Here is a 25782-nt window from a genome sequence, read left to right on the forward strand (position 1 = left end):
CACAGGAGGAATTTCTTTGATTCCAAAACTTGATGAATATAAAGAACAATTTGACATAATGAGTGACGACGAGATTAAACCTGGATTAGACGCAATAGAAAAGGCATTGGCAAGTGTATTGAACCCTGAGAAAGATTTGCGAATTATTCATGTGGCAGGTACGAACGGCAAAGGTTCGACGATTGCAGTAATGGAAGCAGTGTTACAAGCACATGGATTTGAGACCGGTGTGTTTTCTTCACCGGCCATATTGGATATACATGATCAGATTCGGATCAATGGAAAGCCGATTGCGCAAGAGGAGTTGGAATATGTGTTTGAGGAGATGGAAGCAGCAGGATTGAGCGGTTTGCTGACGGACTTTGAATTGCTGACGGTGGCAGCGTTTTTAGCGTTCCGTAATGCAGGACCGGACTACGTCTTGCTTGAGACGGGGATGGGTGGTAGATACGACAGCACGAATGTGGTGACGCCTTTAGTGTCTGTCATCACGTCGATTGCTCTCGATCATATAGGGTTTCTAGGGGATACGGTTGAAAAGATTGCCGCGCATAAAGCTGGCATTATTAAGCCGTATATTCCAGTCGTTATAGGGGAATTGCCACACAAGGCGAAAGAGGTTGTCTTGGCAGAGGCGAAGTCGAATAAAAGTTTAGTACGCGCATATGACGAAGAATTTACAATGAAGCAAGGAACTATGGAGACCTTCTGCGGTATGTCTACATTTGAAATTCCGGCGCGTAATATGAAAGGGCCACATCAAGCGATTAATCTTGCCGTTGCTTTAGAGGCATTATCATTGGCGGGGGTACCTTTAAAACAAGATCATGTGGCTAAAGCTATAGCAAATGTAGCTTTGCCTTTTAGATTCCAAAAGATTGCAGATCAGGTTTATATGGATGGAGCCCATAATCCTGCTGCTGCGCGTATGTTGGTACGTACTATTAAAGAGCAATTTCCAGAAGAGAAAGTGGACTGGGTTGTGGGGATGTTGAATACGAAAGACTATCAAGCTACGTTGGAGATTTTAGCACCACTTGCGAATAGTTTTACATTTGTGGATTTTCCGCATGCACAAGCTGCAAAAGCGAAGGATTTACAAGCGGTTTGCCCGATTGAGGCAAGTCGTGTGATTTCGTTTGAAGAAGTCGATGTAACATGTTCGAAAAAAAACATAAAGGTAGTTGTTGGGTCTCTTTACTTATTAAGTAGTTTAATGAGACAATAGGCTTAATAAAGTTAGTTTTATAGACTATTACGTTTAGGAAAGGGTATTTAGTTTTAGTAGGAGAATATAACGAATATAAACGGGAGGAATGTCATGTCATGAATACTACGAAAGAAAAAGGATTTACACTAGTCGAAATTCTAGCGGCTTTGACAATTTTGGGTATTGTATTCGTTAGTTTCATGACAATTTTTTCTCAAATGAATGTATTTAATACTCGGACAGAATCTAAACTTGAAACGATCCATTTGGCTAAAAAAGAATTGAATTTTTGGAAAGAGAACCCGATGCCGTTAGAAAATAATGAAGGGGTTTTAGTTCTAAAGAAAGATACTGAATCGTCATCTGATTTTATTTTTTATACATATACACGTCAAGATGAACCCAAATACGAATACCGTGTGAAATACCGTGTACCATCAGACTTGAAATCTTTCACAGAAACATCTGTTACACTCCATAGATTACAAATTTCTATTTATGAGAAGGGCAAGGAAATTAGTGAGACGTTTGGTTATGTGGAGGATGGGGCTCTATGAATGTAAAGTGGACAATAAGAAAGAATCAGCAAGGAATGTCTGTTGTTGAACTATTAGCAACGCTACTACTTGTTTCCTTGGTATCTGTAATCATCTGGACAACATTCTCAATAAGTACTCGAATGAATACATCGGAGACGGCAAAATTACGCTTACAGCAAGAGGCAAATTATATTGCGACAGAAGCACAACGATTACATCGTAAGTGTTTAAGTTATGAATTTGTTGTGATGCCTCAAAAAGTGAGTGTTCAAAATTGCCGAACGTCATCACAAACTATAGAAGATTCTATTCTTAGTACGAATTTTATGTATTATACAGATCAAAAAAAATCAGAAACTACTGAAGAAAGATTCTATATAAACGCAAAGAAAGAGAATTTAGAAATATCAAAGTTTTGGGTTGTAGATCCAAAAAACAATAAATTGAAAGTGTCGATCCCATTGGAATTATCCAGATATAAGGAAGCCCCTTGAAGAAAGGAAGCGGTCATGTGCAATTACCTAAAAATGAAAAAGGCTATGCATTAGTGCTTGTCTTGCTTGTCATCATATTTATCATGATTGGTAGTGCTGTTTTCATGAGGGGATCGATTAGCAATGCTAAACAGCAACGTATTGTAGATGACAACAATCTGGCATATACTGCTGCTGAAATGGGTGTAGATTATTACAAATGGCTGTATATAAATAAATTTAAAGCAGAAAGACGTAAAATTTGGAATGAAATGAAGTTGGCCTATGAAAGCGATAAGATCACGATAAATAAAAAAAGTATAACACCCGAAAAAAAACAAGAAGAGCTTAAGCAAGCGGCAAAAAACCGGCAAAATCAAATGGTTGATCTACTTCTCAACCTTCACTTCACTAATCTTGAAAAAACGAAGCCAGATACAACAGATTCTTTACATTATAGTATTTTAGAACCGGTAAACTATACTAGAGTAAAAGACTCCATGGATAGGTATATAGGTTTACTAGTCAAAGGCAAAGTGCTGGGGGAATATGGAAAAGGAAGCAAACGAGCGAAAAGCTTGGATTTTGAGCTACTGTTTGATTTTCCGTTGCTAGTTGAGGATAGTATTTCCAACCCGCCAAATAATGGAGAGAATTCTTTGACGATTCCCGTTGTGAACATTCAAAGTTTAATTGAAGGCAATAAGCAAACTAAACCATGTACAACTAACCCTAACAATGAAAAATGCCTGGGACAGAAAACTATTGATACTCATTTTACTGCAATAAATTCCATTGTGTATTTTCCATTCGGTTATACAAAAGGAAATGGTAATATCGGAATAGATTTTAAGAATACACAAATATATTCAAAAGGAAACATCGAGCTACCTAATATGAATACTATGAATAACATAACCATGTATGCTGATGGAAATATTGAACTAAAAAACTTAAATGGCGCAAATCAAGCGAATCTATATGCAACTGGAAGTATTGAATTTAAGAATTCTAGTTCGGGTTATTCGAATTCTATACTTTACGCAGACCGTGATATAGACGGAAAAAATACCGAATTTAAAAACATGAAAATAGTTGTCGGTGGTAACTACACTGGAGAGAAATTTGCGCTAACTAGCAAGTCAATTATGGTAGTTGGTAAAGAACTCACAATGAAGAAAGCAGGCTCTATACAGAATTCCAACTTAGTTGTTAAAGGAAATTTAGTTGTAGAGAAGTCGCTTGCCATTAAAAACAATTCAAAAGTTTGCGTCGGTGGAACTATTGATTTTAATAATATAGATCTGAAAACAATGGATTCAAATAGCAAAATTTATTTCGTGGAAGAAAAAGCTAAACCCCAAAATATTATGGGGAAATATCCAAACTTAATTCCGATGAAAGAATCTGTATTTAAAACTAATCCACAAGCGTTATATGATAACTGTGTTGGCGGTGGAAATGGAAGCGACAGTTCGGGCATTTCAGATAACCCTAATTGGGAGCCTCCTGAAATCGATGTTACATATAATTAATCAAAGTCAGGAGATTTACTATGAAACTAAAACAATACAAAATTAGCCTCATCTTAGGTGCTCTATTACTAGTCATCTCCGCTATTTTTGCCCAACAAGCTTACGCAGGCGACGGCTTCTTCTCAAATTTTAAGAAATTCAGCAAGCACACGTACGCAGGGCCGTTTGACATTTCAAAGCATAATCGTAAAGATGCGAAAGAAAAGCTTATAAATAATTTTGCAGAGCTTAAACAAACTTTATCAGTACAACTAATCGTACAAGATCTTCAAGTAGATGTTCCGGCAGAAGTGGTAAGTTTCGATCCAGACGCTACGCTAAACGAAGCGAAAAGTGGAGTGGATAATTCATTAATCGCAAATGTCTCTAGGGAAGGGCTTCGTACGGTGATGAAACAAAATTTCCATACGCTTTCATTCAGTGAAGATGACGTGGAGAAAATAGCCGCACAACTAGAAGTTCAGCTACAGAGCGGCATTATGCCACAACAAGTATATATAGCGGATTTTATACCTGATTTATACGAGCAGAAACAAGTAATTGCTTCAGCTGCATATGAAGTAGATGAGCTAGAAAAAGGTTTGCGTTTATTGATGGACGATTTGAATGGTTTAGAGATTCAGCCGAATTCTACCTTTTCATTCCGTGAATATTTGGATGGTAAAGAGTCTGCTAGTGCGACAGATGTACAGATGACTATTATGTCTTCTCTTCTGTATAAAGCAGCATTGCAGACGAATTGGGTGATAGATGAACGCAATATTTCATCTGAATTACCTGCAGGCGTTGAACCAGGATTTGAAGCAGCGATCAATCGTAAGCTCGATTTAGATTTTCAGTTCACGAACCCCAATCAAACCGTCTTCACGATTCGTACGGCTTGGACAGGCGCTCAATTGGAGCTGTCGATTGAAGGTCTACCGTTTGTGCATCGTTACGATACCGAAGTGGAGAAAATCACAAAGTATGATCCGAAAACGGTTATTCGTTATAGCGCCTTTGTAAATGCAGGTGCGATCGAAGTAGTGGATAAAGGCAAGAAAGGCATGGAGGTTGCAGTTAAACGAAATGTTCTGCTAAATGGTTCATTGGAAGAAATTGAAGATGTGTCGATTGATTTCTATGCACCGAAACCGATTATTGAACGACATAGTTTAGAAAAAGTAGTAGAGAAAGTTCCTAATAGTGAGGTGGATAGTAATTCTAGCCATACCGATGGAAACTCTTCAAGTAATGGGTCAACAGATAAGCCGTCTAATTCATCTAACGGAAATGGTTCGTCTTCTTCAAATGGTGGCGGCTCAGGATCGGGCAATACAAGTTCATCTTCAGGTAATGGGACGAGTAGCGGCGGTTCAGGATCAGTTAATGGAAGTGGTTCAAGTAACTCAAATGGTTCAGCCGGGAAAGATGATGTGAAATACGATTACGATAAAGGTGGCAATCTTATAGAAGTCGACAAGAATGGTATTCCGATCGATTGATAGAGGGGGATTCAGATGGCGACAACTAGAAAGCGTCTGGGAGATTTATTAATAGAATCCGGCTTGCTAACGGACGAGCAGTTAATGAGTACGTTGAAGGAAAAATCTCGCGATGAGCGACTAGGTGATGCGTTATTGCAGCGTGGGTATATTACGGAGCAACAGTTGATTGAAGTGTTGGAGTTCCAGTTAGGAATTCCTCACGTCAACTTATTCCGTTACCCGTTTGATCCGAAGTTATTTAATATTGTACCTAAAAGTTTGGCGCAGCAAAAAATGATTGTTCCGTTAAAAAAAGATGGAGATAAATTATTCGTCGCCATGGCAGACCCGATGGATTACAATACGATTGAAGATTTACGGTTGTCTACTGGTTTCCATATAGATACTGCAATCGCGTCAAAAGACGATATTACACGAACGATCACTAGATATTATGATGATGAATTATTTGATGACTTGCTGTTTGAAGAACCCGAAACATCTGCTAGTCAGGCAGAGCAACAGGATGACATCGTAGATAATGATTCTCCTGTTGTACGTCTAGTGAACCAGATTATTTCTAGTGCAGTTTCTATGAAGTCGAGTGATATTCATATTGATCCTCAAGAACACCAAGTCATCATCCGCTTTAGAATTGATGGAAAACTGCAGACTGAACGGGTCATACCGAAGCATATGCAGGCTATGCTTCTAGCCCGAATCAAAATCATGGGGAATTTGAACATTACTGAATCACGCATGCCACAGGATGGGCGCATCAAAGTAATGATTGATTTCCGTCCAATCGACCTACGGTTATCAACTTTACCGACAGTTTTTGGTGAAAAAGTCGTTATGCGTATTTTGGACTTGAGTAGCTCATTGAATGATATGACAAAGCTTGGTTTTGGTCCAACGAATCTGGAACGTTTTCTTGGAGAAATTGAGAAGCCGAACGGTATTGTGTTGATCTCTGGACCCACTGGTTCGGGTAAATCATCTACATTATACGCGGCGTTGAATCGGTTAAATAGCGAAGAGGTAAATATTATTACGATTGAAGATCCGGTAGAGTATCAATTGGAAGGAATTAATCAGATTCAAGTGAATACGAATGTGGGATTAACGTTTGCGACAGGGTTACGTTCTATATTGCGTCAAGATCCTGATGTGGTCATGGTAGGAGAAATTCGGGATAAAGAGACGGTGGAAATTGCGATACGAGCTTCATTGACAGGACATGTAGTTTTGAGCACAATCCACACGAATGACTCGGTTGCATCTATATCACGGCTACTTGATATGGGTGTGGAGCCATTCCTTTTGACTGCATCTCTTAATGCAATTGTAGCTCAACGATTGATCCGTCGTGTTTGTCGGGACTGCGGCACTACACAGCTAGCTACTGATCGTGAAAAAGAAATTTTTGCTAGACGCGGCAAAACGATTGAAATGATTCATCGTGGTGCGGGTTGCTCTGCATGTAATATGACAGGTTATCGCGGAAGGATTGCGATTCATGAAGTATTGATCATCAATGCTGAAATGCGTAATGCGATCAACAATAGCGCATCGCCTACAGAATTCCGTAAAATCGCAGAGAAAAGTGAAACAATATTCCTGATAGATGATGGTTTGGAAAAAGTGAAACAAGGCATTACAACTACTGAAGAAGTGTTGAGGGTTGCCTCGATAGATTAGGAGTGTTTGCGGTGACTGAAAGAATTGATCAATTATTAACTGAAGCCTTTACTATCAAAGCGTCCGATATTCATTTGACTGTTGGCGTGCCCCCAGTTTTCCGAGTGCATGGTGACTTAAAACGTTTTGGTGAAACCGTTATGACCGAGGAAGACACAAAAGAAATTGCTTATCAAACGATTCCAGAAAAGATGATTCCTGCATTTAAAGAAGCTGGACAGATTGACTATTCTTATGAAATCGCTGGCGTTTCTCGTTTCCGTGTCAACGCATTCCAACAACGCGGTGCGATATCCTTAGCATTTCGGACGATTCCTACAAAGATTCCTACGATCGATGATTTGAATATGCCGGGAACGTTAAAGAGCCTATCTGACACTGCACAAGGACTAATTCTAGTTACAGGGCCAACCGGTTCGGGTAAGTCCACAACACTTGCGGCAATGATTCGTTATATGAATGAAACGATGCGAAAGCATATTATTACATTGGAAGATCCAATTGAGTATATGCATGAGCATGGTTCTTCTATTATCGATCAACGGGAAGTCGGTTTTGATACAGTGTCGTTTGCGGACGGCTTACGTGCTGCTTTGCGTCAAGATCCGGATGTGATATTAGTAGGTGAGATGCGTGACTTGGAGACGATTTCTACGGCTATCACTGCTGCGGAAACCGGTCACTTAGTTCTTGCGACCTTACATACATGGAGTGCCGCTTCGACAATCGATAGAATTATAGACGTATTTCCTCATGGGCAACAGGCGCAAATTCGCGTGCAGTTAGCAGGTGTTTTAAAAGCAGTCGTTTCCCAGCGTTTATTCCAGACGATGGATAAGCAAGGAAGACGTGCGGCGACAGAGATTATGATTAATAATCCCGCTGTATCAAACTTGATACGGTCTGAGAAAATTCACCAGATTCCGAACGTCATTCAGACAAGCCGTGCGCTAGGAATGCATATGATGGACCACTCCGTAAAGAATTTAATGAATCAGAGAATCATTTCGTATGAAGCGGCATTGCCGTTTATGCAAGGGGATGAATAAGAGTGGCTCGTTTTACATATGAAGGGCGAGATGCGAAAGCGATTCGCCGTGGTACAGTGACGGCTACGAATAAGCGAGATGCAGCGATTAAACTTAAAGATCAGGGAATTCGTGTAGTAAATCTTGTTGAGCAGAAAGAAACGATGCTAACGAAGGATATTACGATCGGTAGTCCGGTGAAGCGTGATCAATTGATTATGTTCTTACGGCAGTTTTCTACTCTCCTTCAAGCAGGGGTCACGATTGTGGATGCAGTAAGGATATTATCTATGCAGGTGGAGCAAGCGGCATTTCGAAAAATTTTGACCGCAGTTCAGGAAGATTTACGCACAGGTACTGCGTTATCTGCGGCTTTCGGAAAACATCCTAAAGTGTTTGAGCCGTTAATTTTAAACATGGTGGCGGCAGGAGAAGTTTCGGGTACGGTGGATGAATCATTGGATCAATTAGCAGAGCATTTCGAGAAGGCGTATCGTACAAGACAAAAAGTCACATCGGCGATGGCCTATCCAGTAGTAGTAGGCATTATAGCGATCACCGTAGTCATTTTTCTTCTATGGTTCGTCGTACCGATGTTCGTGGATATGTTTGATAGCATAGGTGGACAATTACCTTGGCTAACTCGTGCGGTTATGGCAGCAAGTGCATGGATTGCAAGCTACTGGTACATGTTGATTCTTATAGTTTCAATTCTAGTTGTTGGGTATATGATGTTCAGAAGCAACCCAAAAGGGAAATACATTCTGGATACCATCTTGTTGAAATTACCTATATTCGGTAGCATTGCTCAAAAATCTTCCCTCGCAATGATGACGCGCACATTAAGTTCCATGTTTTCGAGCTCTGTACCGATTTTACAGGCCCTATCTATGACAGAAAGAGTGGTGGGGAATGAAGTCATTTCAAAAGTGATTGGTGAGTCTAGAGTATCCATGGAGCGTGGCGGTTCCTTGACAGAACCCATGTTAAATCACTGGGCATTCCCACCATTAATTCCTCATATGATTGCAATTGGAGAAGAGACTGGTTCTTTAGACTCTATGCTAGCAAAAGTTGCAGATTTTTATGAGAAAGAAGTAGAAGCTGCTACAGATCGCTTAAAGGCTTTGATAGAGCCTTTAATGATTGTTTTCTTGGCAGCTATAGTCGGGACTATAGTTTTAGCTATCATGTTGCCGATGTTTAGCATGTTTGAGCAGATAGATAATTTGTAACAGAAATAACAAATGTTATATATAATTTTAAATTAATTCAATAAATCTAGTGTTAATTTCCTATGAGCTCTGGTATACTAGACTCATAGAGTACGGAAAATAAGAGGGGGAAATTATATGAAAAAGTTTATGCAGAAGAAATTAAACCAAAAGGGTTTGACGCTTGTCGAGCTATTAGCGGTTATTGTTATTTTGGGTATTATTGCTGCGATTGCGGTGCCGGCTATTGGGAATATTATTACGAATTCGAAGGTTAATGCTTTAAAGGGGGATGCCCATAATGTACTGTCTGCAGCCCAGATGTACTTCACAGAAAAAGGTGGAGAATCTGTTACGCAGGCGGAATTAATAACTAATGGATTCTTAGAAGATGCTGGTGGATTCGCTGCCGCTACTGGCGCAACAGCTGCAACAGTTACAAAATCTACAGATGTTGCTAAAGGAAATACTATTACAGGTGCGGCTGTAGCCAAAGGAGTTAAAGTATCGTTCGCAGCTTCCACTAAGAAAGACATTACAGATGCTGAGAATAAAGGAACTACAGGTACAGTTACAGTTACAAGGTAACAATCATTCTTGAATGTGCAACTTATTATAATTGAAAGACTTTGTAGAGGATATCACTCTTCAAAGTCTTTTTTAAAAATAGATAATATATCTTCAATGGGTATAAGTATTGAATGAGAATGTAAAAAAGGGCTTCTGTAATAAGGTAGTTTACTGACAACCAAGGCATATCACTCGTAGAATTTATTTATAATAGGTGCGATTCTAGTGATTCTTGCTGCTATTACTTTGCCTTTTTTCTAATATAGTGGAGATTGTTAACTTATTAATCAATGCCACTTACTTGTATTTTATAAATACTATAGAATTAATGTCGATAACAAAAATTCGTCAGCCTTCCCTACCAATCTTCCCTTCTCCCATCACATTTGCTATACTTACCATAACTAGTAAGCAAGGAAGAAATAACTAAAAACCTTGCTTACTCTCGTCCGAAAGGAGTTCGTTTATGTCTATTTTATCTAATGTGAAACGCCCACTTTCCAAACTTTCTATGCCTACACTCAGCCGTAAAAAGCGTGTGCATTCATTAACACTTGACGATGATGCGATTCGGTACGTGCGTATAAAGTCCTTGAATCCAATCGTACTAGATACAGCGAAAGAGATGTTGCTACCGGAACATATCATCCAAGAAGGCCGAATAGCCGAGGAGGACATGTTGCGCGATATTCTAACGGAGGTTGTGAAAGATTGGAATCTTGTGAAGCGTGACGTGGCGTTTCTTGCGCCTGATACATATGTCATCATCCGACGCGTTGCGTATCCTGACACGGTGGAGGATGAAGAGCTGAAAAGCCATTTCTTTATCGAAATTGGTTCGACGATTTATTTGCCGTTTGATGATCCGGTGTTTGATGTCGTTCCGTATACAGCTAATAAATTGCAGAATGAAGCGATTTTGATTGCGTCTAAAGAAAGTATTATGCAGACCTATGAGGAAGTGCTGAAGTCCGTAAAAGTGGAGCCTGTTGTGGCGGATATTGCACCGCTTTCTCTGTATCGTCTCGCACATCATGTGCACCAATTTGATGGGTCAGAACATATTCTCCTTGCTGATTTGCGTGGTCGTAGCCTGACTGTGTCTATTTTCTATTCTCATTATCCTTTGTTTATTCGCTCGATGGAACTGGAAGTGCCGCTTAGCATGGCAACAGGCGAAGAGCTAGAGCAACAAGTTGAGCTGGATACGATTGTCATGGAACTTGAGAAGCTAGCAAACTTCTATCGCTTTAATTTGGCGGAAAATGATTCCACTATTACCCATCTAGTGTGGAATGGTACATATACACAACAAGAAGAATTATTGCAGATGGTACGAGAACGTTTAGCGATCGAAGCACTTCCCTTAGTGAAAAAGCCGATTAGTTGTGTGGACGGAACCGCGATTACTGCGGATTTCCACCGAGTTATTGGTCTCGCGCTGAAGGAAGAGGTGTAATATGTTAGTTGATATAAATCTACTTCCGGAAAAGATCCGTGAGAAGGCTACTTTTCTTTGGATAGCGATTGCGATACTTTTAGTCGCTTTTATTAGTTGGGTTGTGCTTTATTTCATTGCGCAAAAATATGATGATGAAGCGGCGAGGTTGCAACAATCCACGTATGAAATACAGAAACAACAAGAAGGTATCACGTCGCAAATGCATTTGTCTGCATTTGGTCAGGAAAAAGAACAATTAGCAGCGACTGTAGAGTTTCTAAAAGGGCACCAATATAAAACACAACCTCTTATAGAAGATCTTTCGAAAGCCTTGCCAGATCGAGGGTTTTTCCAAGAGCTAACGTTCACTGCGCCTAATGAAGTGACATTGAAAGTACAGTTTGATAACTTGATGGAGCCGGCGCTTTATCTAACCCGAATGAAAGCTTCGTCGTTAGTGATCGACGCGACGTTCGAAGGAATTGAAACGGAAAAATTAGACATCGATGAGCGGGAGAATGTCTTGCCTAGATATTTCGCTACATATTTTATTCAGTTTGTTGATGAGCGTGCATTGCCAGGAACAGACGCAGACGTTGATTCTGATGTGATTCAAGAACCGCAAGAGCAACCACAGCAACCTTCTGAAGAACTACAACCTCCTGTAGATGCGAATACGGAAGGAGGCGATACGGTTGAATAAATATTTGTCTAAACGTCAGATGGAGATTGGTTTAGTCGTATTGGCTTCCATTTTCCTTATTGCACTTGTCTATTACACGGTGACGAACGTCTTTTTGCCGGCAAAAGAAATGAAGGATCAGACGGCGGCTCAGTTTGCTTCAGAACGTGATGTGTTGTTTTCCTTACAAAAACAATTAGCGAATAGAGATGTAAATGAAACTGTAACGTCTGCACCACTTCAAAAAGTTGTGCCTGTCATTCCGTTAGAAGATGCATTGCTGATTCGTCTGGAGAAGGCGGAAGTAAAGTCCGATAGTCGAATTGAAGAAATTAATTTCTCGAAGGAAGTATTCGATATAGAACTACTGCCGGAAAATGTACAAAATCTCGAAACCGTGTTGATGGAAGTGACACTCGCTGCAGATACATATAAGCAAGTCGATTCGTTCATTTACGAGATTGAAGAAATGATTCGACTGATAAATGTAGAGACGATTCAATTCGAAGCGACTGCCGAGAAAACGGAAGAGGAATCGGATATCGGTGAAATGAAAGTTGTGATTTCATTCCATGCGTACTTCCGTCCGGATCTTGTCAATTTACAAAATGAGGCGCCGAAAGTAGACGCGCCGCCACCTGCGATGAAATTCGATCCAACGACGATCAATAAAATGACAGGTACTGAGAAAGCGGAGTAAGGAGGTAATCCATGGAATGGCTCTATAGTAGTTTTATCTTCCTTTATGGCATTACGTTCGGCTCGTTCTTTAACGTAGTCGGCATACGTTTGCCGGTAAAGGAATCCATCGTGTCACCACCTTCTCGCTGTACGACATGTGATCGTAATCTGACCGCAGTGGATCTGGTGCCGGTTTTCTCTTACGTGTTTTTGCGTGGGAAGTGCCGTGGATGTAAAGAGAAGATCAGTGCTCTATATCCCGTGATGGAGCTGATCACGGGTGTGCTGTTCGTCTGTGCGTATTTACACTTCGGATTTCAAAGGGAATTCGTTGTGGCTTTGTTACTTATTTCCATGTTGGTTATTTTAACGGTATCCGATCTAAAGTATATGTTGATTCCGAATAAAATTTTATTGCCGTTTGGTATTGCAATTTTTATCTTGCGCTTCGTCAGTCCGCTGACGCCCTGGTGGGATAGCTTGCTTGGAGCTGCGGTGGGGTTCGGTTTGTTGCTATTGATTGCCATCGTGTCGAACGGTGGTATGGGCGGTGGCGATATTAAGTTGTTTTTCGTTATCGGTTTGGTGCTCGGAACGATGCAGACGTTAGTGACGCTGTTTCTCGCTTCATTGATAGGCGCGATTGTCGGCATGATCTTCTTAAAAAAGACGAAGCAAGGACGTAAAACACCTGTGCCATTCGGTCCTTCGATTGCGGTCGCTGCACTCATTGCTTATTTCTATGGGACGCAGCTTGTCAGTTGGTATACAGGTTTGTTGAACTAAATCGGTAAATGTTTATGGACGAGACGACAACAGTCTCGTCTTTTTTTACGTTCATTTTGATATGGTGAAAGAAAACTAGTGGAGTGATGGAATGAATTTCCGCAGGACGTATTCAAAGAACATTGTGATTCGGGCGTTAGTGCAAGGGGTAGCGATCGGCTTGGTCGCAGTACTAGTGATCGGGCTGACGATATCGACTACGGGAGAGAAAAAGGATAAGGCGAATGAGACGGTAGCGACGACTGGGCCGAAGACAGACGAGCAAGGCGGAGCGGCTGAGGGTGGAGATACTATGTTCGTTAAGCAGCATGGTGTGTTTTCCAGTCAGGAGGCAGCGACGGATTTCGTGGCGGACAATCCGAGTCTCGCAAGTACGGCTATCGTGCCAGCGGGGGGACAGTTCTATGTCTGGGGAGCGGTTTGGCTGAACGAGAGTGATGTAATGTTGAAGGAAGGCGAAGATGCATTTAAGAAGAGAATTACAGTCGTACCGGGCACTTGCAAGTCTGCGGATGCCGGCGAGGTGAAAAAAGCGCTGCTTGCTGAGGATCTATCGAAGATTGAATTATCTAAAGATGCAAAAGACGCGAAAAAAGGGGGAGACTTTGCGAAGAAAATGACCGCCATTACTGCATTTACAAAGGATTCCTCTGTCGCGAGACTGCATCTGTTGGCGCATTACTCGAATCAAGACCCGTGCTTCAAAATTCAATTTTGATTCCATATACGGGGGGAGAATTGAATTTTGCCCTTTTTTCAAATCGCGTGGAATAGCGTACACTAGGAAAAAGGGGGTTGTTCCAATGAAATTTAGTAGTTTAAAACCTATCGTGCTCGCATCTTCCTCGCCGAGACGTAAAGAATTATTACAGCTTGCAGGAATTGATTTTATCGTGAGACCGAGCGATGTAGACGAGAATTTACCGTTTACACCAGAAGAGCCATATGAATATGCGGTTCGTCTGTCTGAGCAAAAGGCACTTGCGGTAGTTGAATCAGAAGAAGAAATCATCATTGCTGCAGATACGATTGTGGTGAAAGACGGCAGGGTATTCCCAAAGCCAGAAGATGACGCGCAAGCCATTGATTTCTTGATGGAGCTGTCTGGAGAGCTACATGAAGTGATTACAGGTGTGACGATCCTTGCGAACGGGAAGACGATACAGTTTGCTGGTTTGTCTCAAGTGAAGTTCAGGAAACTGGATGAAGAGCTCGTTCGTGCCTATGTGAAATCAGGAGATGCTTCAGATAAAGCAGGTGCGTACGGCATCCAAACGCAAGGGATGCTGTTTGTGGAAAATATGGTAGGCGATTATCAAAACATCGTCGGGTTGCCGATCAGTGATCTAGTCAACCGTATGCGTCAAGAAGGGTTGCTGACTTTAGAAGGTGGTGCATAATGCCGCTTGATTTAGCCCCGCAAATGATGATCCGTGATGTGCATATCGCTGACAGGCCTCGTGAGCGTTTAATACGAGAAGGGGCGAGCAGTTTATCCAACCAAGAGCTGATGGCGATTCTGTTGCGCACCGGCTCCCGCTCGGAATCTGTTCTCGTACTCGCCAACCGTGTGTTGTCGACAATTGACCGTTTACAAGATTTGAAAGAGTTAACAGTGGACGAGATGACCAAGATTAAAGGGATTGGTGAAGCGAAGGCGGTGCAGTTATTGGCTGCCGCAGAACTCGGCAAGCGATTGTATCGAACGGCCCCGCACGAACGCTATAAGATTCGTTCACCGGAAGATGCCGCGAATTATTTAATGACGGATATGTCGTCGTTGAATCAAGAACATTTCGTGGTGTTATTTTTGAATGTAAAAAATGAAGTGTTACATAAGCAAACGATTTTCATTGGCAGTTTGAATTCTTCCATAGTACATCCGCGTGAAGTGTTCCGTGAAGCTTTTAAACGGTCGGCCGCATCGATGATTATTTCGCATAATCATCCGAGTGGCGACACGACACCTTCGAGGGAAGACATCGAAGTGACGAAACGACTGATGGAGGCGGGTCAGATCATGGGCGTGGATGTGCTTGATCATATCATTATCGGTGATCAGAAATTCATCAGTTTAAAAGACAAAGGGTACATCTAAAAACGTGAATATTGTCGCGCAAAAGTGGAGAGACTGGGAAATCAGTCTCTTTTTCGATGTTTTTTGCAAACTGGCCGGGTGACGCTGTAAATTAAGTTACCTTTCCGTTATAATGTGGTGTATGCTTTTAAGAATACCGATGATGGTTTTATAGAAAGGGAGAATTGACTTGTTTGGTTTCAGATCAAGAAACGTAGGAATTGACTTGGGGACAGCCAATACTCTAGTTTTCATTAAGGATAAAGGTATTGTGCTAAGGGAACCTTCTGTCGTAGCGAAAAATACGACGACCGGTGAAATCGTAGAGGTAGGCAGTAAAGCGCATGCCATGATCGGACGTACACCGACTTCAGTCGTGGCAATTCGCCCGATGCGAGAAGGAGTCATTGCAGATTTTGAAACAACAACTGCCATGATTCGTCATTATTTAAAAGAAGCGCTAAAATCAGCAGGAAATTCATGGACGAAACCGACCGTTATGGTTTGTGTGCCATATGGTATTACATCGGTTGAGCAACGCGCGGTGATCGATGCTGCACGTCAAGCGGGTGCGAAAGAAGCGTATACGATCGAAGAACCTTTTGCGGCTGCAATTGGTGCGAATTTGCCAGTATGGGAACCAACGGGCAGTATGGTCGTCGATATAGGCGGAGGTACGACGGAAGTAGCCATCATTTCTCTAGGCGGCATCGTGACGAGTACTTCGATCCGTGTTGGTGGAGATTCTATGGATTCAGCTATCATAACGTATATCCGTAAAGAATATAAATTGATGATCGGTGAACGTACTGCCGAAAACATCAAAATGCAAATCGGTTCGGCATTTGATTTGGATAAGACGGAGAAAATGGACATCCACGGTCGTGACTTATTGACAGGTTTGCCGAAAACGATGGAAATTAATTCGCAGGAAATCACGAAAGCGTTGCGTGAGCCGATGGATTTGATTATTGAAGGTATGAGAAAGACGCTGGAACAGACACCACCTGAATTGGCGTCAGACGTCATGGAACGTGGAATTGTCTTAACAGGTGGCGGTTCATTACTTCGTAATCTCGATAAAGCAATTTCTGAAGAAACAAAAATGCCTGCATTTGTAGCAGAAGATACGCTAGACTGCGTAGTGATTGGGACAGGTAAAGCTTTGGATAATTTAAAACTCATTAAAAAAATTCAATCATAATATTAATTGGAGGAGATGTAGGCAATGCCGCGTTTTTTTTCCAATAAACGATTAATCATTTTATTAGTAGGGGTAATCGTCCTTGTGGCATTAATTGCATTTTCACTTCGCGACCGAAATCATGCAAATGTACCGGAACAAGCAGTGAAGGATGTCGTAGGTTTCGGGCAGTCGCTCGTTACGAAACCAGCCCACTTTGTGACGGGACTGATTGAAAATATTGATACGATGCTTAATACATACGAAGAAAACAAACGATTAAAAAAGCGTCTGGAAACGTATGCCGCCATGCAAGCGGAGTTGGTGGATGTCAAAGCGAATAATGTGAAGCTACGTGGAATTATTGATAAGCAAGAAGATCTGCGCGCATTTGAGCCGATACAAGCCACGGTGATCTCACGCAATCCTGATCAATGGGAAGAGAAGATCATCATAGACAAAGGAACGGCAGCTGGAGTGGACGTCAATATGGCGGTCATGACGGCGCAAGGTCTGATTGGTAAAGTCATTTTGTCGACTCCATTCACGTCAACAGTCGAATTGATTTCAACGGAAAATAGCGATTTCCGTGTGGCGGCTATGGTAGTTGGCGAAGAAGAAATGTTTGGCTTAATCGAAGGATACGATCGGACTTCGGGACAATTGATCATGAAGAGGTTAGATTCGAGCTTCAATGTAAAAAAAGGGATGCAAGTGATATCTTCAGGGCTTGGAGGAATCTTCCCTAAAGGCATTTTAATAGGGGAAGTAACCGAAGTTTCCACGGACGACTACGGACTGACGAAACTGGCCTATATAAAACCGGCAGCTACTTTCTCGCAACTAGATCATGTGATGATCGCAAAGCGTTCCATGACGGTTGTCGATGGGACTGACGGGGGCAACTCCGCAACGACTAAAGGAGACGATGAGTCATGATCCGATTCATCATTCCGATAATTGCTATCCTATTATTTTTCCTAGAACCTATCTTCAGTCTGTTTTCACCGATTGAAATTAACGGTAATTTATATGTCACGGTCCCTAGGTTCCTAATTGTCTATTTAATTTTCATTGCGACGTATTATACTAGCAAGCGAGCGATTATTTACGGATTTGTCCTTGGACTGTTGTATGATATGTATCATATTGATATTATTGGATTATACACATTCATGTATCCACTGATTTGTTATGTTGCGGCGTTAGTAATTCGACAAATTGAGCGTCATACCGCGACGGTTATGGTATTATCAGTAGTAATGATTGTGTTACTGGAATTGTTGTCGTACTTTTTTGCTAGTGTGATTGCGTTAACGTCCATTGATTTCGGCGAATTCTTTACGAGTCGACTCGTTCCGACAATGATTGCGAATTCATTATTTATCGTGATGTTCGGCTATATGTTCAAACAGATTACAGAGAAAAGATTTTTTCAAAAACAAGCAGGTTTTTAAGTATTGTGAGGTGATGTAGGTGACGAAATCACAGTTGATAACGATAAAAGGAACAAAAGACGGCTTAGTATTACGATTGGATGACCATTGCGCATTTACCGAATTGCTAAGTGAGTTGAAAGAAAAAGTTCAGAGCAGCGTACTTGAAGGTGTATCTGAAGTACAGTTGCATCTAGGGCATCGTTATTGTGACGAGAAAGACATGAACAAGATTCAATCGGTCATTCATACTTCCCCTCATTTGCGAGTTTCGAAGGTACATAGTGACGTCATTTCGTTAAAAGAGTGTGAGAGAAAGTTGATCGAGAAGCAGTCCGAAACCTATATAGGAATCGTTCGATCGGGTCAGGTCGTAAAGGCTGATGGCGATTTGGTCATTATCGGTGATGTGAATCAGAGTGCGCAAGTCATTGCGGGCGGCAGTATTTATGTACTGGGTCGTGTCAAAGGCATTGCACATGCGGGAGCACAAGGCAATAAAGACGCAGTCATTGCTGCATCTTGGCTGGAGGCGACGCATCTGAAAATTGCGGATAAGATCGAAATCATGACCGACGAATTGACGATTCTTTCTGAGCAACCTGAAATGGAATGTGCGTATCTTCAAAAGAATGGGCAGATTGCGATAGACCGTCTTCAGGAGCTCCGATATTTACGTCCGGACCTTGCTACATTTAAGGGAGGTATATAATTTGGGAGAAGCAATTGTCATTACTTCTGGTAAAGGTGGCGTTGGAAAAACCACAACGTCAGCCAATCTTGGTACCGCTCTTGCGTTACAAGGGAAAAAAGTGTGTTTAGTCGATACAGATATCGGTCTGCGTAACTTGGACGTAATTCTTGGCCTGGAAAACCGGATTATTTATGATTTGGTCGATGTGGTGGAAGAGCGTTGTAAAGTACATCAGGCCCTCGTGAAAGATAAGCGCTTCGAGGATCGATTGTTCTTGCTGCCAGCAGCACAGACGACTGATAAGAGTGCCGTGAATCCGGAACAAATGAAGAAGCTCGTTTTAGAATTAAAACAGGATTATGATTATGTTTTAATTGACTGCCCAGCAGGAATTGAGCAAGGATTCAAAAATGCGATTTCTGGTGCGGACCGCGCGATTGTCGTGACGACTCCAGAGATTTCTGCTGTACGTGACGCAGACCGTATTATTGGACTGCTTGAAGCGGAAGAAGAACTTGAGCCGCCGAAATTGATTATCAACCGCATTAGAAGTGGTATGATGGAAAGCGGCGAAACATTGGATGTCAATGAAATCACGACGCATTTATCGATTGATTTATTAGGTATCGTAATGGATGATCAAAACGTTATTTCTGCTTCAAATAAAGGCGAACCTGTCGTGATGGACCCGACAAACCCTGCTGCAATCGGTTATCGCAACATTGCACGACGCATCTTAGGTGAGTCTGTGCCATTGATGACAATGGAGAAAAGCAAAGCAGGATTCTTCGGCAAGATCAAGAATATGTTCAGTAAATAATACAAACTCAAAGCTCAGTGCCTTTTACGGTGCTGAGTTTTTTCATTCGTCATTTATTTCTCCTTCTTTTCATACACTGCAGGTAAGGGAGGGGACGTGATGAAGTGGAAAACAAAATGGATCATGGCCATTGTGCTGTTGGTGTCTGTTGTAGGTTTATCAAAACTGGAAGAACGTCAGCTAATCAATATACCTATTACGCAATATGTGACGACAGGGAAAGATTTTGTGGTGATGAAGAAGTGGGTTTCTTCCTTGATATCAGAAGATGAAGTCATCACGGTATCAGGGAATTCGGCATTTAATCCATTAAAGACGTACGAATCGTTCCAACCCTATCAAGACGGAGCTATTATCTCGTATACACAACCTATGTCGATTACTTCACAAGGAAGCGGACTAGTCGTCTTTACAGGCTATACCAGGCAGTCAGGAAAGACGGTGACTGTTCAGTACGATAACGGTGATGAAGTAACGTATGGGTTTGTAGGCTCGTTCTCAACGCTTCCATACACAGCTGTGAGACTTGGGGATGAGATTGCGGTAATGGCCGAGGAGGCAGTATATATCCGCGTGAAACGTAATGGGATACCGCTGGAGCCTACCGTGCTGGCAACGTATATGTCGGGCGGCCAGCAATGAAGTATCGTATTCATCCGGTATTGTTGCCGATTTTTTTATTTTTCATGATTGTCGGTGGTGTGTCATTGTATGCGATGCTCTTATTCTCTTTACTTTTTCATGAACTTGGACACGTTTTGGCCGCACGACACGTCGGAATGAAAATTAGGAGTTGTACCATCTTACCGTATGGAGGGGAATTGCAATTTGTTAATCGGCAGTTGGCAAATAAACAGCAACGGCTGATCGTGGCGCTAGGTGGACCTGTCGCGACAGCCGTTTTATTAGTACTTGGCATATGTTTGACATTCCCGGGTGAAACGCAGTTTTTAAGGATTCAGATGATCTTGCTAAGCGTGAACTTATTACCCATTCTGCCACTTGATGGTGGACAAGTCGTGTCTATTTTGTTAGAGACGGAAGCAACGAAATACACCACTCGCTCAAATTTCCTACTGTATTCTATCGTTGTGTCTGCATCGCTTTGTGCATTTTTAATTGCGTACTTGCCCGATAGTTTGCCACTCGTAATCATCACCTCTTTTTTAGCAGTGCAAAACATTATTTCCTATCGTTTTAGAAGGTATGAGCGAGTCTTTGAACAGCTCACTAAAAAAGAAACTTCCTTCTTTTAAAAGATTCTAGGAAGAATGCTTGACCTGCTCTTTTCTATGTGATAATATTTTACTGTTATTGATTGTAGCACCCGTGCTACAACCGCACTAAACAGGTCCAAGTATTCGTAGGTTGAATCACCTGTCAAGGCGAGTCTGTATAATTAGAGGAGGTGCAAGTATGTACGCAATTATTGAAACTGGTGGAAAACAAATCAAAGTTGAAGCAGGCCAAGAGATCTTCATTGAGAAGATTGCTGGTGAAGCTGATGAAGTGGTAACTTTTGACAAGGTGCTAATGGTGGGCGGAGATGACGTTAAAGTCGGAGCTCCATTCGTAGAAGGCGCAACTGTAACAGGTAAGGTTGTCAAGCAAGGCCGCGCAAAGAAAATTGTTGTTTTCAAATATAAGGCGAAGAAAAACTATCGCAAAAAACAAGGACACCGTCAGCCATACACGAAAATCGTTATTGACGGAATCAATCTATAATCCGGCATGATACATGTCAGAATTATAAAAGAGCCTTCTGGGCGCATCTCAGTTTTTGAGATGGATGGTCATGCAAACTTTGCTGAACACGGACAAGATCTAGTTTGTGCTGGTGCTTCTGCCGTATCATTTGGTGCGGTAAATGCTATTATGCAGTTGACTTCGATTGAACCCGATGTGGATCAAGGTGCGGATGGTGGATACTTACGTGTGGCGTTTCCGGTAACGGAACAAGATGCGCAAGTTCAGCTGCTCCTGCAAGCAATGATTATTTCTTTACAAACGATTGAATTAGACTATGCAGATTATATAAAATTATCCTTTGAAAAGTAGGAGGTGGCAGCTATGTTACGTTTAGATCTTCAGTTTTTCGCATCGAAAAAAGGTGTAGGTTCTACTAAGAACGGTCGTGATTCACATTCGAAACGTCTTGGTGCTAAGCGCGCAGATGGACAAATCGTTTCCGGTGGATCAATCCTTTATCGCCAGCATGGAACTAAAATTCACCCAGGTGAAAACGTTGGACGCGGTGGAGATGATACTCTATTCGCAAAAATCGATGGCGTCGTTCGTTTCGAACGTCTTGGCCGCGATAAAAAGAAAGTCAGTGTCTACCCAGCAGCAACGCAAGAAGCTTAATTGGATAGCATGACAATGTGAAAAAGGACTGCACTTGTTGCAGTCCTTTTTCTTATGTCAAGATTATCGGGGTATGAGCGGACGGCAGGAAAGTATGAGCGCTTAGCCTGGTTGATAGAGCGGATAGCAAGTATGTATGATCGCTTGATCACGGTTATGAGCGGCTAAAGGGTTTATTGATCGCTTACGGGGGAATAATGAGCGCTTGACCAATTTAACATGATGATTGGACATACATTTCAAGTAATTTGTCCCTCCATAACGATTTTTTTAGTGATTTGCGCGCGAAAATGCTATACTAAGAAGTACGAAAACAGCTGGTGGTGAAAATATGGGGAAGAATAAGCTAAATGTGTCGCAGGCAGTGAGATATAGTCGACACGATCACATGAATGATCTGCAATTGATCCTTATGAATATTGATATGGGGAAATATACAGAAGCGCGAAACTGTATACTTGAGAAAACAGCGGACATGCAGCGACAAGCTTTGCTTCAGAGATTAGACATGCCTCTTACTGAGGAGTGGATCACGACACTTGAGTGGCGATATCCGGTTTTAAAGATGCAACTGTATTGTGATATTACTGAAAAAATTGATTCAAGTGAAATGGACCAATTGTTGGTCGACTACTTGGAACAAGTCGTGCTGGCAGTGGAAGCGCAAATTCAGCGCTATGCAGATTGTCCTGTGACGATTGAAGTCACAACAGAAACCGCATCTTGGAGTATGCAACTGACATTTACCGAGCTGTACGCAAAGCAACTAGACATCCCAGAACATTCATCTCAGCTTACGGTCGAAGTCCTCGGTGAACCGAATCAATGGACGTTTACCATCAGTGGACAATTAGGAGGATTATAAATTATGTTTGTGGATCACGTGAAAGTATTTGTAAAAGGTGGCGACGGTGGCGATGGTATGGTTTCGTTCCGTCGTGAAAAATATATAGCCAATGGTGGACCATCCGGTGGGGATGGCGGGAAAGGCGCAGACGTTATCTTTGTCGTGGATGAAGGGTTGCGTACGTTAATGGATTTCCGTTATCAGCGTCACTTTAAAGCGGATCGTGGAGAACACGGTCAAAGTAAGAATATGCATGGTCGTAGCGGTAAGCATATGATCGTTAAAGTTCCGCCTGGCACAGTCGTCAAAGACGCGGAAACTGAAACGATTATTGCAGATTTGGTTGAACATGGCCAGCAAGCAGTCATCGCGCGCGGTGGGCGTGGAGGACGCGGAAACAGCCGTTTCGTTACGCCGCAGAACACAGCGCCAGAGCTTTCTGAAAAAGGTGAGCCGGGTGTTAGTAGGGATATCATCCTTGAATTAAAAGTTCTCGCTGACGTGGGTCTTGTCGGATTCCCAAGTGTTGGGAAATCGACGTTACTATCGGTCGTTTCATCAGCGAAGCCGAAAATCGCGGATTATCACTTTACCACGCTAGTTCCTAATCTCGGAATGATTGAAACCGATGATCACCGTACATTCGTCATGGCGGATTTGCCAGGGTTGATTGAAGGGGCACATGAAGGAGTCGGACTTGGACATCAGTTCTTACGTCACATCGAACGTACACGTGTTATCGTGCATGTGATCGATATGTCGGGACTTGAGGGCCGTGAGCCGTTCGAAGACTATCAGACGATCAATAAAGAACTGGAACAGTACAATATGCGATTGACTGAACGTCCACAGATAATTGTGGCGAATAAAATGGATATGCCAGATGCACAAGAAAATCTAGAGGCATTCAAAGAGGCACTCGGTGATGAAGAGATTCAAGTGTTCCCGATTTCCGCACTGACAAGAACAGGTTTAGATCCATTACTGTATGCCATTTTAGACCTACTTGAAACCACACCGGAATTCCCTATGTTGACAGATGCGGATGAGGAAACAAGCAATTCTGTATTGTATAAACACGAATCAACTGGACCTGATTTCATTATTTCGCGTGACGATGATGGAGCGTTTATGTTGTCTGGTTATACGTTGGAGCGCTTGTTCCAGATGACCGATTTCAACTTTGATCAATCAGTTCGCAAGTTCTCTCGTCAGATGCGTGGAATGGGAATCGACGAAGCATTGCGTGAACGTGGTGCGAAAAACGGCGATATCGTACGTATCATGAGTTACGAATTCGAGTTCTTGGAGTAAGGTCGAAATGGCTCGTTTTGGGGGGAGCGAAATGGAACAAATCGGGGAAGGCCAGTTTTATTTAGTGCGCGAAGATGTATTGACCGAGTCGATGCAGAAAATGCTCGAAGCTAAACGAATGATGGCAAGGGGCGAAGTGACAACGATCCAAGAAGCAACTAAACGGGTCGGTCTGTCACGGAGTGCTTTCTATAAATATCGTGATGCCGTGTTCCCGTTCGAATCAATCGCACGGGACCGGATTTTGACGATTTTTATTCAACTGGAAGATTTAAAGGGTTCTTTAGCTGTGCTTTTGGAAGTCGTCTCAGAGGCGAAATGTAATGTATTGACGATCCACCAGACGATTCCTGTCCAGGGGCGCGCCAATATTACATTATCGCTGGATGTGACGGAAATGGAAATTAAAGTAGAAGCATTTTTACAGCGACTCAAAGCACCTCGATTTATTGATTCCGTTGACTTAATTAGTTCAGGGGTTTTCTGACCTCTTAAATCAGTGGGGAGATGAAAGAATGATGACTGAAAAGAAATATGTACCTTCCGTTGCGTTTTTGGGACCCGAAGCATCCTTCACCCATATTGCAGCGTCCGATTTATTCGGCATGGAAGGCTTAACACCACGTCCGACTATTCCGGATTGTATAGAGGCAGTGACAGAAGGACACGTCGCGTATGCGGTCGTTCCATTGGAGAATGCACTCGAAGGTTCTGTACCGTTGACGATTGATTATTTATTCAATAGTGAAGAGTTGTTTATTACTGCTGAAATTTCCATGCCAATTGAGCAGCATATGTTGGTGAATAAATCGCAGAAGGACCATTTGGATCAATTGGATTCGATTCAGTCCCATCCGCATGCGTTGGCACAATGTCATAAGTTTTTGCAGTATCGTTACCGCAGGATTCCGTTGATTCAAACGACGTCTACTGCAGCGGCAGCAAAATCTATTTCTGAGCAGCCAGAACTGCGTGTTGCAGCAATTGGCAACCGTTTGGCGGCAGAAACGTACGGTTTACATATAGCAGAAGAGAATATTCATGACTTCCACTTCAACCATACTCGTTTCGTCGTGTTGTCGCTGCGTAAGGAGAAGATGGAGCATTCGAAGCATGCTTCTTCATCTAAGACGACATTGATGGTGAAGTTGCCTGAAGACGACCGTCCAGGGATGCTACATCAAATTCTGTCGGTATTCTCATGGCGTCGGTTGAACTTGAGCAAGATCGAGTCACGACCGTTGAAGACGGGTCTTGGTCATTATTTCTTTATTATTGATATTAATGAGTCAGAAGAGCATCCGATGATGAAGGGTGCGATGGAAGAGCTGGCTGCACTCGGCTGCACAGCGCGTTCCCTAGGTACGTATTATGTCTATGAGTCTGGGGAATTTATCTCCTGATATAGGATAGGCTGGCATGGTGTTGTGTAGGGGATTTGCGCTTCGGAGGGGACGCTTTCCTAGAGGGCCCGCGGTGAGCCAACCAGTTCGCAAGTACAAAGACATGCTCCTAACGCTTCGCTTTTACTCGCAAAAGCCGTTCTTCGTAACGGCTCTGGCTCTCTTTAGTTGGACTGATCTTCTCCTCCTAAGCACCAATCCCTTGCATTGGGACTAGATAATACCTATCGACGTTCATGGTAGGTTGGCTTGTGGTAGATACCTTTACCAGAATTGCCCTTGAACTTAACTAAGTTCAAGGGCTTTACTAATTCACAC

At 42.3% G+C, this 25782-nt stretch carries 30 protein-coding genes and 1 other annotated feature; all 30 genes read left to right on the plus strand.

Features of this window, described 5'->3' with window-relative positions; all coding sequences use genetic code 11:
* The first annotated feature begins 16 nt into the window (after positions 1-16).
* The 30 genes from CSV77_RS07155 (at position 17) to pheA (ending at position 25464) form a co-directional block, all read left to right on the plus strand.
* Positions 17-1228 (plus strand): bifunctional folylpolyglutamate synthase/dihydrofolate synthase, encoded by a 1212-nt coding sequence (locus tag CSV77_RS07155; RefSeq protein WP_099672883.1) that lies wholly within the window; start codon positions 17-19, stop codon positions 1226-1228.
* A gap of 98 nt (positions 1229-1326) precedes the next feature.
* Positions 1327-1767: a type IV pilus modification PilV family protein gene (locus tag CSV77_RS07160; RefSeq protein WP_099672884.1), complete on the plus strand. Its 441-nt coding sequence runs from the start codon at positions 1327-1329 to the stop codon at positions 1765-1767.
* Positions 1764-2243 carry a hypothetical protein gene (locus CSV77_RS07165; protein ID WP_099672885.1) on the plus strand — a complete coding sequence of 160 codons (480 nt, stop codon included), beginning with the start codon at positions 1764-1766 and terminating at the stop codon, positions 2241-2243. The genes CSV77_RS07160 and CSV77_RS07165 overlap by 4 nt, the downstream gene beginning before the upstream one ends.
* A 17-nt stretch (positions 2244-2260) precedes the next feature.
* Positions 2261-3757 (plus strand): hypothetical protein, encoded by a 1497-nt coding sequence (locus tag CSV77_RS07170; RefSeq protein ID WP_144034666.1) that lies wholly within the window; start codon positions 2261-2263, stop codon positions 3755-3757.
* Between the two features lie 20 nt (positions 3758-3777).
* Positions 3778-5241 carry a VanW family protein gene (locus tag CSV77_RS07175; protein WP_099672887.1) on the plus strand — a complete coding sequence of 488 codons (1464 nt, stop codon included), beginning with the start codon at positions 3778-3780 and terminating at the stop codon, positions 5239-5241.
* Positions 5242-5256: 15 nt separating this feature from the next.
* On the plus strand, positions 5257-6924 hold the full coding sequence (locus CSV77_RS07180; protein ID WP_099672888.1) for a GspE/PulE family protein: 1668 nt from the start codon (positions 5257-5259) through the stop codon (positions 6922-6924).
* Positions 6925-6935: 11 nt separating this feature from the next.
* Positions 6936-7973, plus strand: a complete 1038-nt coding sequence (locus tag CSV77_RS07185) for a type IV pilus twitching motility protein PilT (protein ID WP_099672889.1) — start codon at positions 6936-6938, stop codon at positions 7971-7973.
* A 2-nt stretch (positions 7974-7975) separates the two neighbouring features.
* Entirely contained in the window at positions 7976-9187 is a 1212-nt protein-coding gene (locus tag CSV77_RS07190; RefSeq protein ID WP_099672890.1) for a type II secretion system F family protein, read from the plus strand.
* A 117-nt stretch (positions 9188-9304) separates the two neighbouring features.
* Positions 9305-9754 (plus strand): type II secretion system protein, encoded by a 450-nt coding sequence (locus CSV77_RS07195; RefSeq protein ID WP_099672891.1) that lies wholly within the window; start codon positions 9305-9307, stop codon positions 9752-9754.
* A gap of 448 nt (positions 9755-10202) precedes the next feature.
* Positions 10203-11195: a type IV pilus biogenesis protein PilM gene (gene pilM, locus CSV77_RS07200; protein WP_099672892.1), complete on the plus strand. Its 993-nt coding sequence runs from the start codon at positions 10203-10205 to the stop codon at positions 11193-11195.
* 1 nt (position 11196) lies between these two features.
* Positions 11197-11880 carry a PilN domain-containing protein gene (locus tag CSV77_RS07205; RefSeq protein WP_099672893.1) on the plus strand — a complete coding sequence of 228 codons (684 nt, stop codon included), beginning with the start codon at positions 11197-11199 and terminating at the stop codon, positions 11878-11880.
* Positions 11873-12559 (plus strand): hypothetical protein, encoded by a 687-nt coding sequence (locus tag CSV77_RS07210; protein ID WP_099672894.1) that lies wholly within the window; start codon positions 11873-11875, stop codon positions 12557-12559. Before CSV77_RS07205 ends, CSV77_RS07210 begins: the two co-directional genes overlap by 8 nt.
* Positions 12560-12570: 11 nt before the next feature.
* On the plus strand, positions 12571-13326 hold the full coding sequence (locus CSV77_RS07215) for a prepilin peptidase (protein WP_099672895.1): 756 nt from the start codon (positions 12571-12573) through the stop codon (positions 13324-13326).
* A 91-nt stretch (positions 13327-13417) separates the two neighbouring features.
* A complete protein-coding gene (locus CSV77_RS07220; protein WP_099672896.1) occupies positions 13418-14044 on the plus strand; it encodes a hypothetical protein in 627 nt (208 codons plus the stop codon).
* An 85-nt stretch (positions 14045-14129) separates the two neighbouring features.
* Entirely contained in the window at positions 14130-14726 is a 597-nt protein-coding gene (locus CSV77_RS07225; RefSeq protein ID WP_099672897.1) for a Maf family protein, read from the plus strand.
* Positions 14726-15424, plus strand: a complete 699-nt coding sequence (radC, locus tag CSV77_RS07230) for a RadC family protein (RefSeq protein ID WP_029053688.1) — start codon at positions 14726-14728, stop codon at positions 15422-15424. The genes CSV77_RS07225 and radC overlap by 1 nt, the downstream gene beginning before the upstream one ends.
* Before the next feature lie 169 nt (positions 15425-15593).
* Positions 15594-16607: a rod shape-determining protein gene (locus tag CSV77_RS07235; RefSeq protein ID WP_099629815.1), complete on the plus strand. Its 1014-nt coding sequence runs from the start codon at positions 15594-15596 to the stop codon at positions 16605-16607.
* A 24-nt stretch (positions 16608-16631) separates the two neighbouring features.
* Entirely contained in the window at positions 16632-17525 is an 894-nt protein-coding gene (gene mreC, locus CSV77_RS07240) for a rod shape-determining protein MreC (protein ID WP_099672898.1), read from the plus strand.
* Complete coding sequence (gene mreD / locus CSV77_RS07245; RefSeq protein ID WP_099672899.1) at positions 17522-18043, plus strand: rod shape-determining protein MreD; 522 nt, start codon at positions 17522-17524, stop codon at positions 18041-18043. The genes mreC and mreD overlap by 4 nt, the downstream gene beginning before the upstream one ends.
* Before the next feature lie 19 nt (positions 18044-18062).
* A complete protein-coding gene (gene minC, locus CSV77_RS07250; protein WP_085131026.1) occupies positions 18063-18734 on the plus strand; it encodes a septum site-determining protein MinC in 672 nt (223 codons plus the stop codon).
* Between the two features lies 1 nt (position 18735).
* On the plus strand, positions 18736-19536 hold the full coding sequence (gene minD, locus CSV77_RS07255; RefSeq protein WP_099629818.1) for a septum site-determining protein MinD: 801 nt from the start codon (positions 18736-18738) through the stop codon (positions 19534-19536).
* Positions 19537-19635: 99 nt separating this feature from the next.
* Positions 19636-20178: a peptidoglycan DD-metalloendopeptidase family protein gene (locus CSV77_RS07260; RefSeq protein WP_099629819.1), complete on the plus strand. Its 543-nt coding sequence runs from the start codon at positions 19636-19638 to the stop codon at positions 20176-20178.
* Complete coding sequence (locus CSV77_RS07265) at positions 20175-20792, plus strand: metalloprotease (RefSeq protein ID WP_099672900.1); 618 nt, start codon at positions 20175-20177, stop codon at positions 20790-20792. The genes CSV77_RS07260 and CSV77_RS07265 overlap by 4 nt, the downstream gene beginning before the upstream one ends.
* A gap of 70 nt (positions 20793-20862) precedes the next feature.
* Positions 20863-20939: a sequence feature (ribosomal protein L21 leader region), on the plus strand.
* Positions 20940-20952: 13 nt separating this feature from the next.
* On the plus strand, positions 20953-21261 hold the full coding sequence (rplU, locus tag CSV77_RS07270; RefSeq protein WP_085131022.1) for a 50S ribosomal protein L21: 309 nt from the start codon (positions 20953-20955) through the stop codon (positions 21259-21261).
* A gap of 6 nt (positions 21262-21267) precedes the next feature.
* On the plus strand, positions 21268-21594 hold the full coding sequence (locus CSV77_RS07275; protein WP_085131021.1) for a ribosomal-processing cysteine protease Prp: 327 nt from the start codon (positions 21268-21270) through the stop codon (positions 21592-21594).
* Positions 21595-21606: 12 nt separating this feature from the next.
* Positions 21607-21900, plus strand: coding sequence for a 50S ribosomal protein L27 (gene rpmA, locus CSV77_RS07280; protein ID WP_099672901.1), 294 nt, complete (start codon positions 21607-21609; stop codon positions 21898-21900).
* A gap of 331 nt (positions 21901-22231) precedes the next feature.
* A complete protein-coding gene (locus CSV77_RS07285; protein ID WP_099672902.1) occupies positions 22232-22765 on the plus strand; it encodes a Spo0B domain-containing protein in 534 nt (177 codons plus the stop codon).
* A 3-nt stretch (positions 22766-22768) separates the two neighbouring features.
* Positions 22769-24061: a GTPase ObgE gene (gene obgE, locus CSV77_RS07290; RefSeq protein ID WP_099629822.1), complete on the plus strand. Its 1293-nt coding sequence runs from the start codon at positions 22769-22771 to the stop codon at positions 24059-24061.
* Between the two features lie 31 nt (positions 24062-24092).
* Positions 24093-24548, plus strand: coding sequence for an ACT domain-containing protein (locus tag CSV77_RS07295; protein WP_029053700.1), 456 nt, complete (start codon positions 24093-24095; stop codon positions 24546-24548).
* Positions 24549-24579: 31 nt separating this feature from the next.
* The gene (pheA, locus tag CSV77_RS07300) at positions 24580-25464 is read left to right on the plus strand and encodes a prephenate dehydratase (protein ID WP_099672967.1); all 885 of its coding nucleotides are present in this window, start codon (positions 24580-24582) and stop codon (positions 25462-25464) included.
* Positions 25465-25782: the final 318 nt, after the last annotated feature.

Source organism: Sporosarcina sp. P16b, assembly GCF_002743065.1.
Taxonomy (GTDB): Bacteria; Bacillota; Bacilli; order Bacillales_A; family Planococcaceae; genus Sporosarcina.

Bases quoted from the DNA above. Each gene is read 5' to 3' on its own strand.
- CSV77_RS07260 (WP_099629819.1), top strand. From the start codon at position 19,636: ATGAAGTGGAAAACAAAATGGATCATGGCCATTGTGCTGTTGGTGTCT.
- CSV77_RS07195 (WP_099672891.1), top strand. From the start codon at position 9,305: ATGAAAAAGTTTATGCAGAAGAAATTAAACCAAAAGGGTTTGACGCTT.
- rpmA (WP_099672901.1), top strand. From the start codon at position 21,607: ATGTTACGTTTAGATCTTCAGTTTTTCGCATCGAAAAAAGGTGTAGGT.
- radC (WP_029053688.1), top strand. From the start codon at position 14,726: ATGCCGCTTGATTTAGCCCCGCAAATGATGATCCGTGATGTGCATATC.
- CSV77_RS07295 (WP_029053700.1), top strand. From the start codon at position 24,093: ATGGAACAAATCGGGGAAGGCCAGTTTTATTTAGTGCGCGAAGATGTA.
- CSV77_RS07215 (WP_099672895.1), top strand. From the start codon at position 12,571: ATGGAATGGCTCTATAGTAGTTTTATCTTCCTTTATGGCATTACGTTC.
- CSV77_RS07265 (WP_099672900.1), top strand. From the start codon at position 20,175: ATGAAGTATCGTATTCATCCGGTATTGTTGCCGATTTTTTTATTTTTC.
- CSV77_RS07225 (WP_099672897.1), top strand. From the start codon at position 14,130: ATGAAATTTAGTAGTTTAAAACCTATCGTGCTCGCATCTTCCTCGCCG.
- CSV77_RS07220 (WP_099672896.1), top strand. From the start codon at position 13,418: ATGAATTTCCGCAGGACGTATTCAAAGAACATTGTGATTCGGGCGTTA.
- mreC (WP_099672898.1), top strand. From the start codon at position 16,632: ATGCCGCGTTTTTTTTCCAATAAACGATTAATCATTTTATTAGTAGGG.
- mreD (WP_099672899.1), top strand. From the start codon at position 17,522: ATGATCCGATTCATCATTCCGATAATTGCTATCCTATTATTTTTCCTA.
- CSV77_RS07285 (WP_099672902.1), top strand. From the start codon at position 22,232: ATGGGGAAGAATAAGCTAAATGTGTCGCAGGCAGTGAGATATAGTCGA.
- CSV77_RS07175 (WP_099672887.1), top strand. From the start codon at position 3,778: ATGAAACTAAAACAATACAAAATTAGCCTCATCTTAGGTGCTCTATTA.
- CSV77_RS07180 (WP_099672888.1), top strand. From the start codon at position 5,257: ATGGCGACAACTAGAAAGCGTCTGGGAGATTTATTAATAGAATCCGGC.
- CSV77_RS07205 (WP_099672893.1), top strand. From the start codon at position 11,197: ATGTTAGTTGATATAAATCTACTTCCGGAAAAGATCCGTGAGAAGGCT.
- rplU (WP_085131022.1), top strand. From the start codon at position 20,953: ATGTACGCAATTATTGAAACTGGTGGAAAACAAATCAAAGTTGAAGCA.
- pheA (WP_099672967.1), top strand. From the start codon at position 24,580: ATGACTGAAAAGAAATATGTACCTTCCGTTGCGTTTTTGGGACCCGAA.
- obgE (WP_099629822.1), top strand. From the start codon at position 22,769: ATGTTTGTGGATCACGTGAAAGTATTTGTAAAAGGTGGCGACGGTGGC.
- CSV77_RS07160 (WP_099672884.1), top strand. From the start codon at position 1,327: ATGAATACTACGAAAGAAAAAGGATTTACACTAGTCGAAATTCTAGCG.
- pilM (WP_099672892.1), top strand. From the start codon at position 10,203: ATGTCTATTTTATCTAATGTGAAACGCCCACTTTCCAAACTTTCTATG.
- CSV77_RS07275 (WP_085131021.1), top strand. From the start codon at position 21,268: ATGATACATGTCAGAATTATAAAAGAGCCTTCTGGGCGCATCTCAGTT.
- CSV77_RS07165 (WP_099672885.1), top strand. From the start codon at position 1,764: ATGAATGTAAAGTGGACAATAAGAAAGAATCAGCAAGGAATGTCTGTT.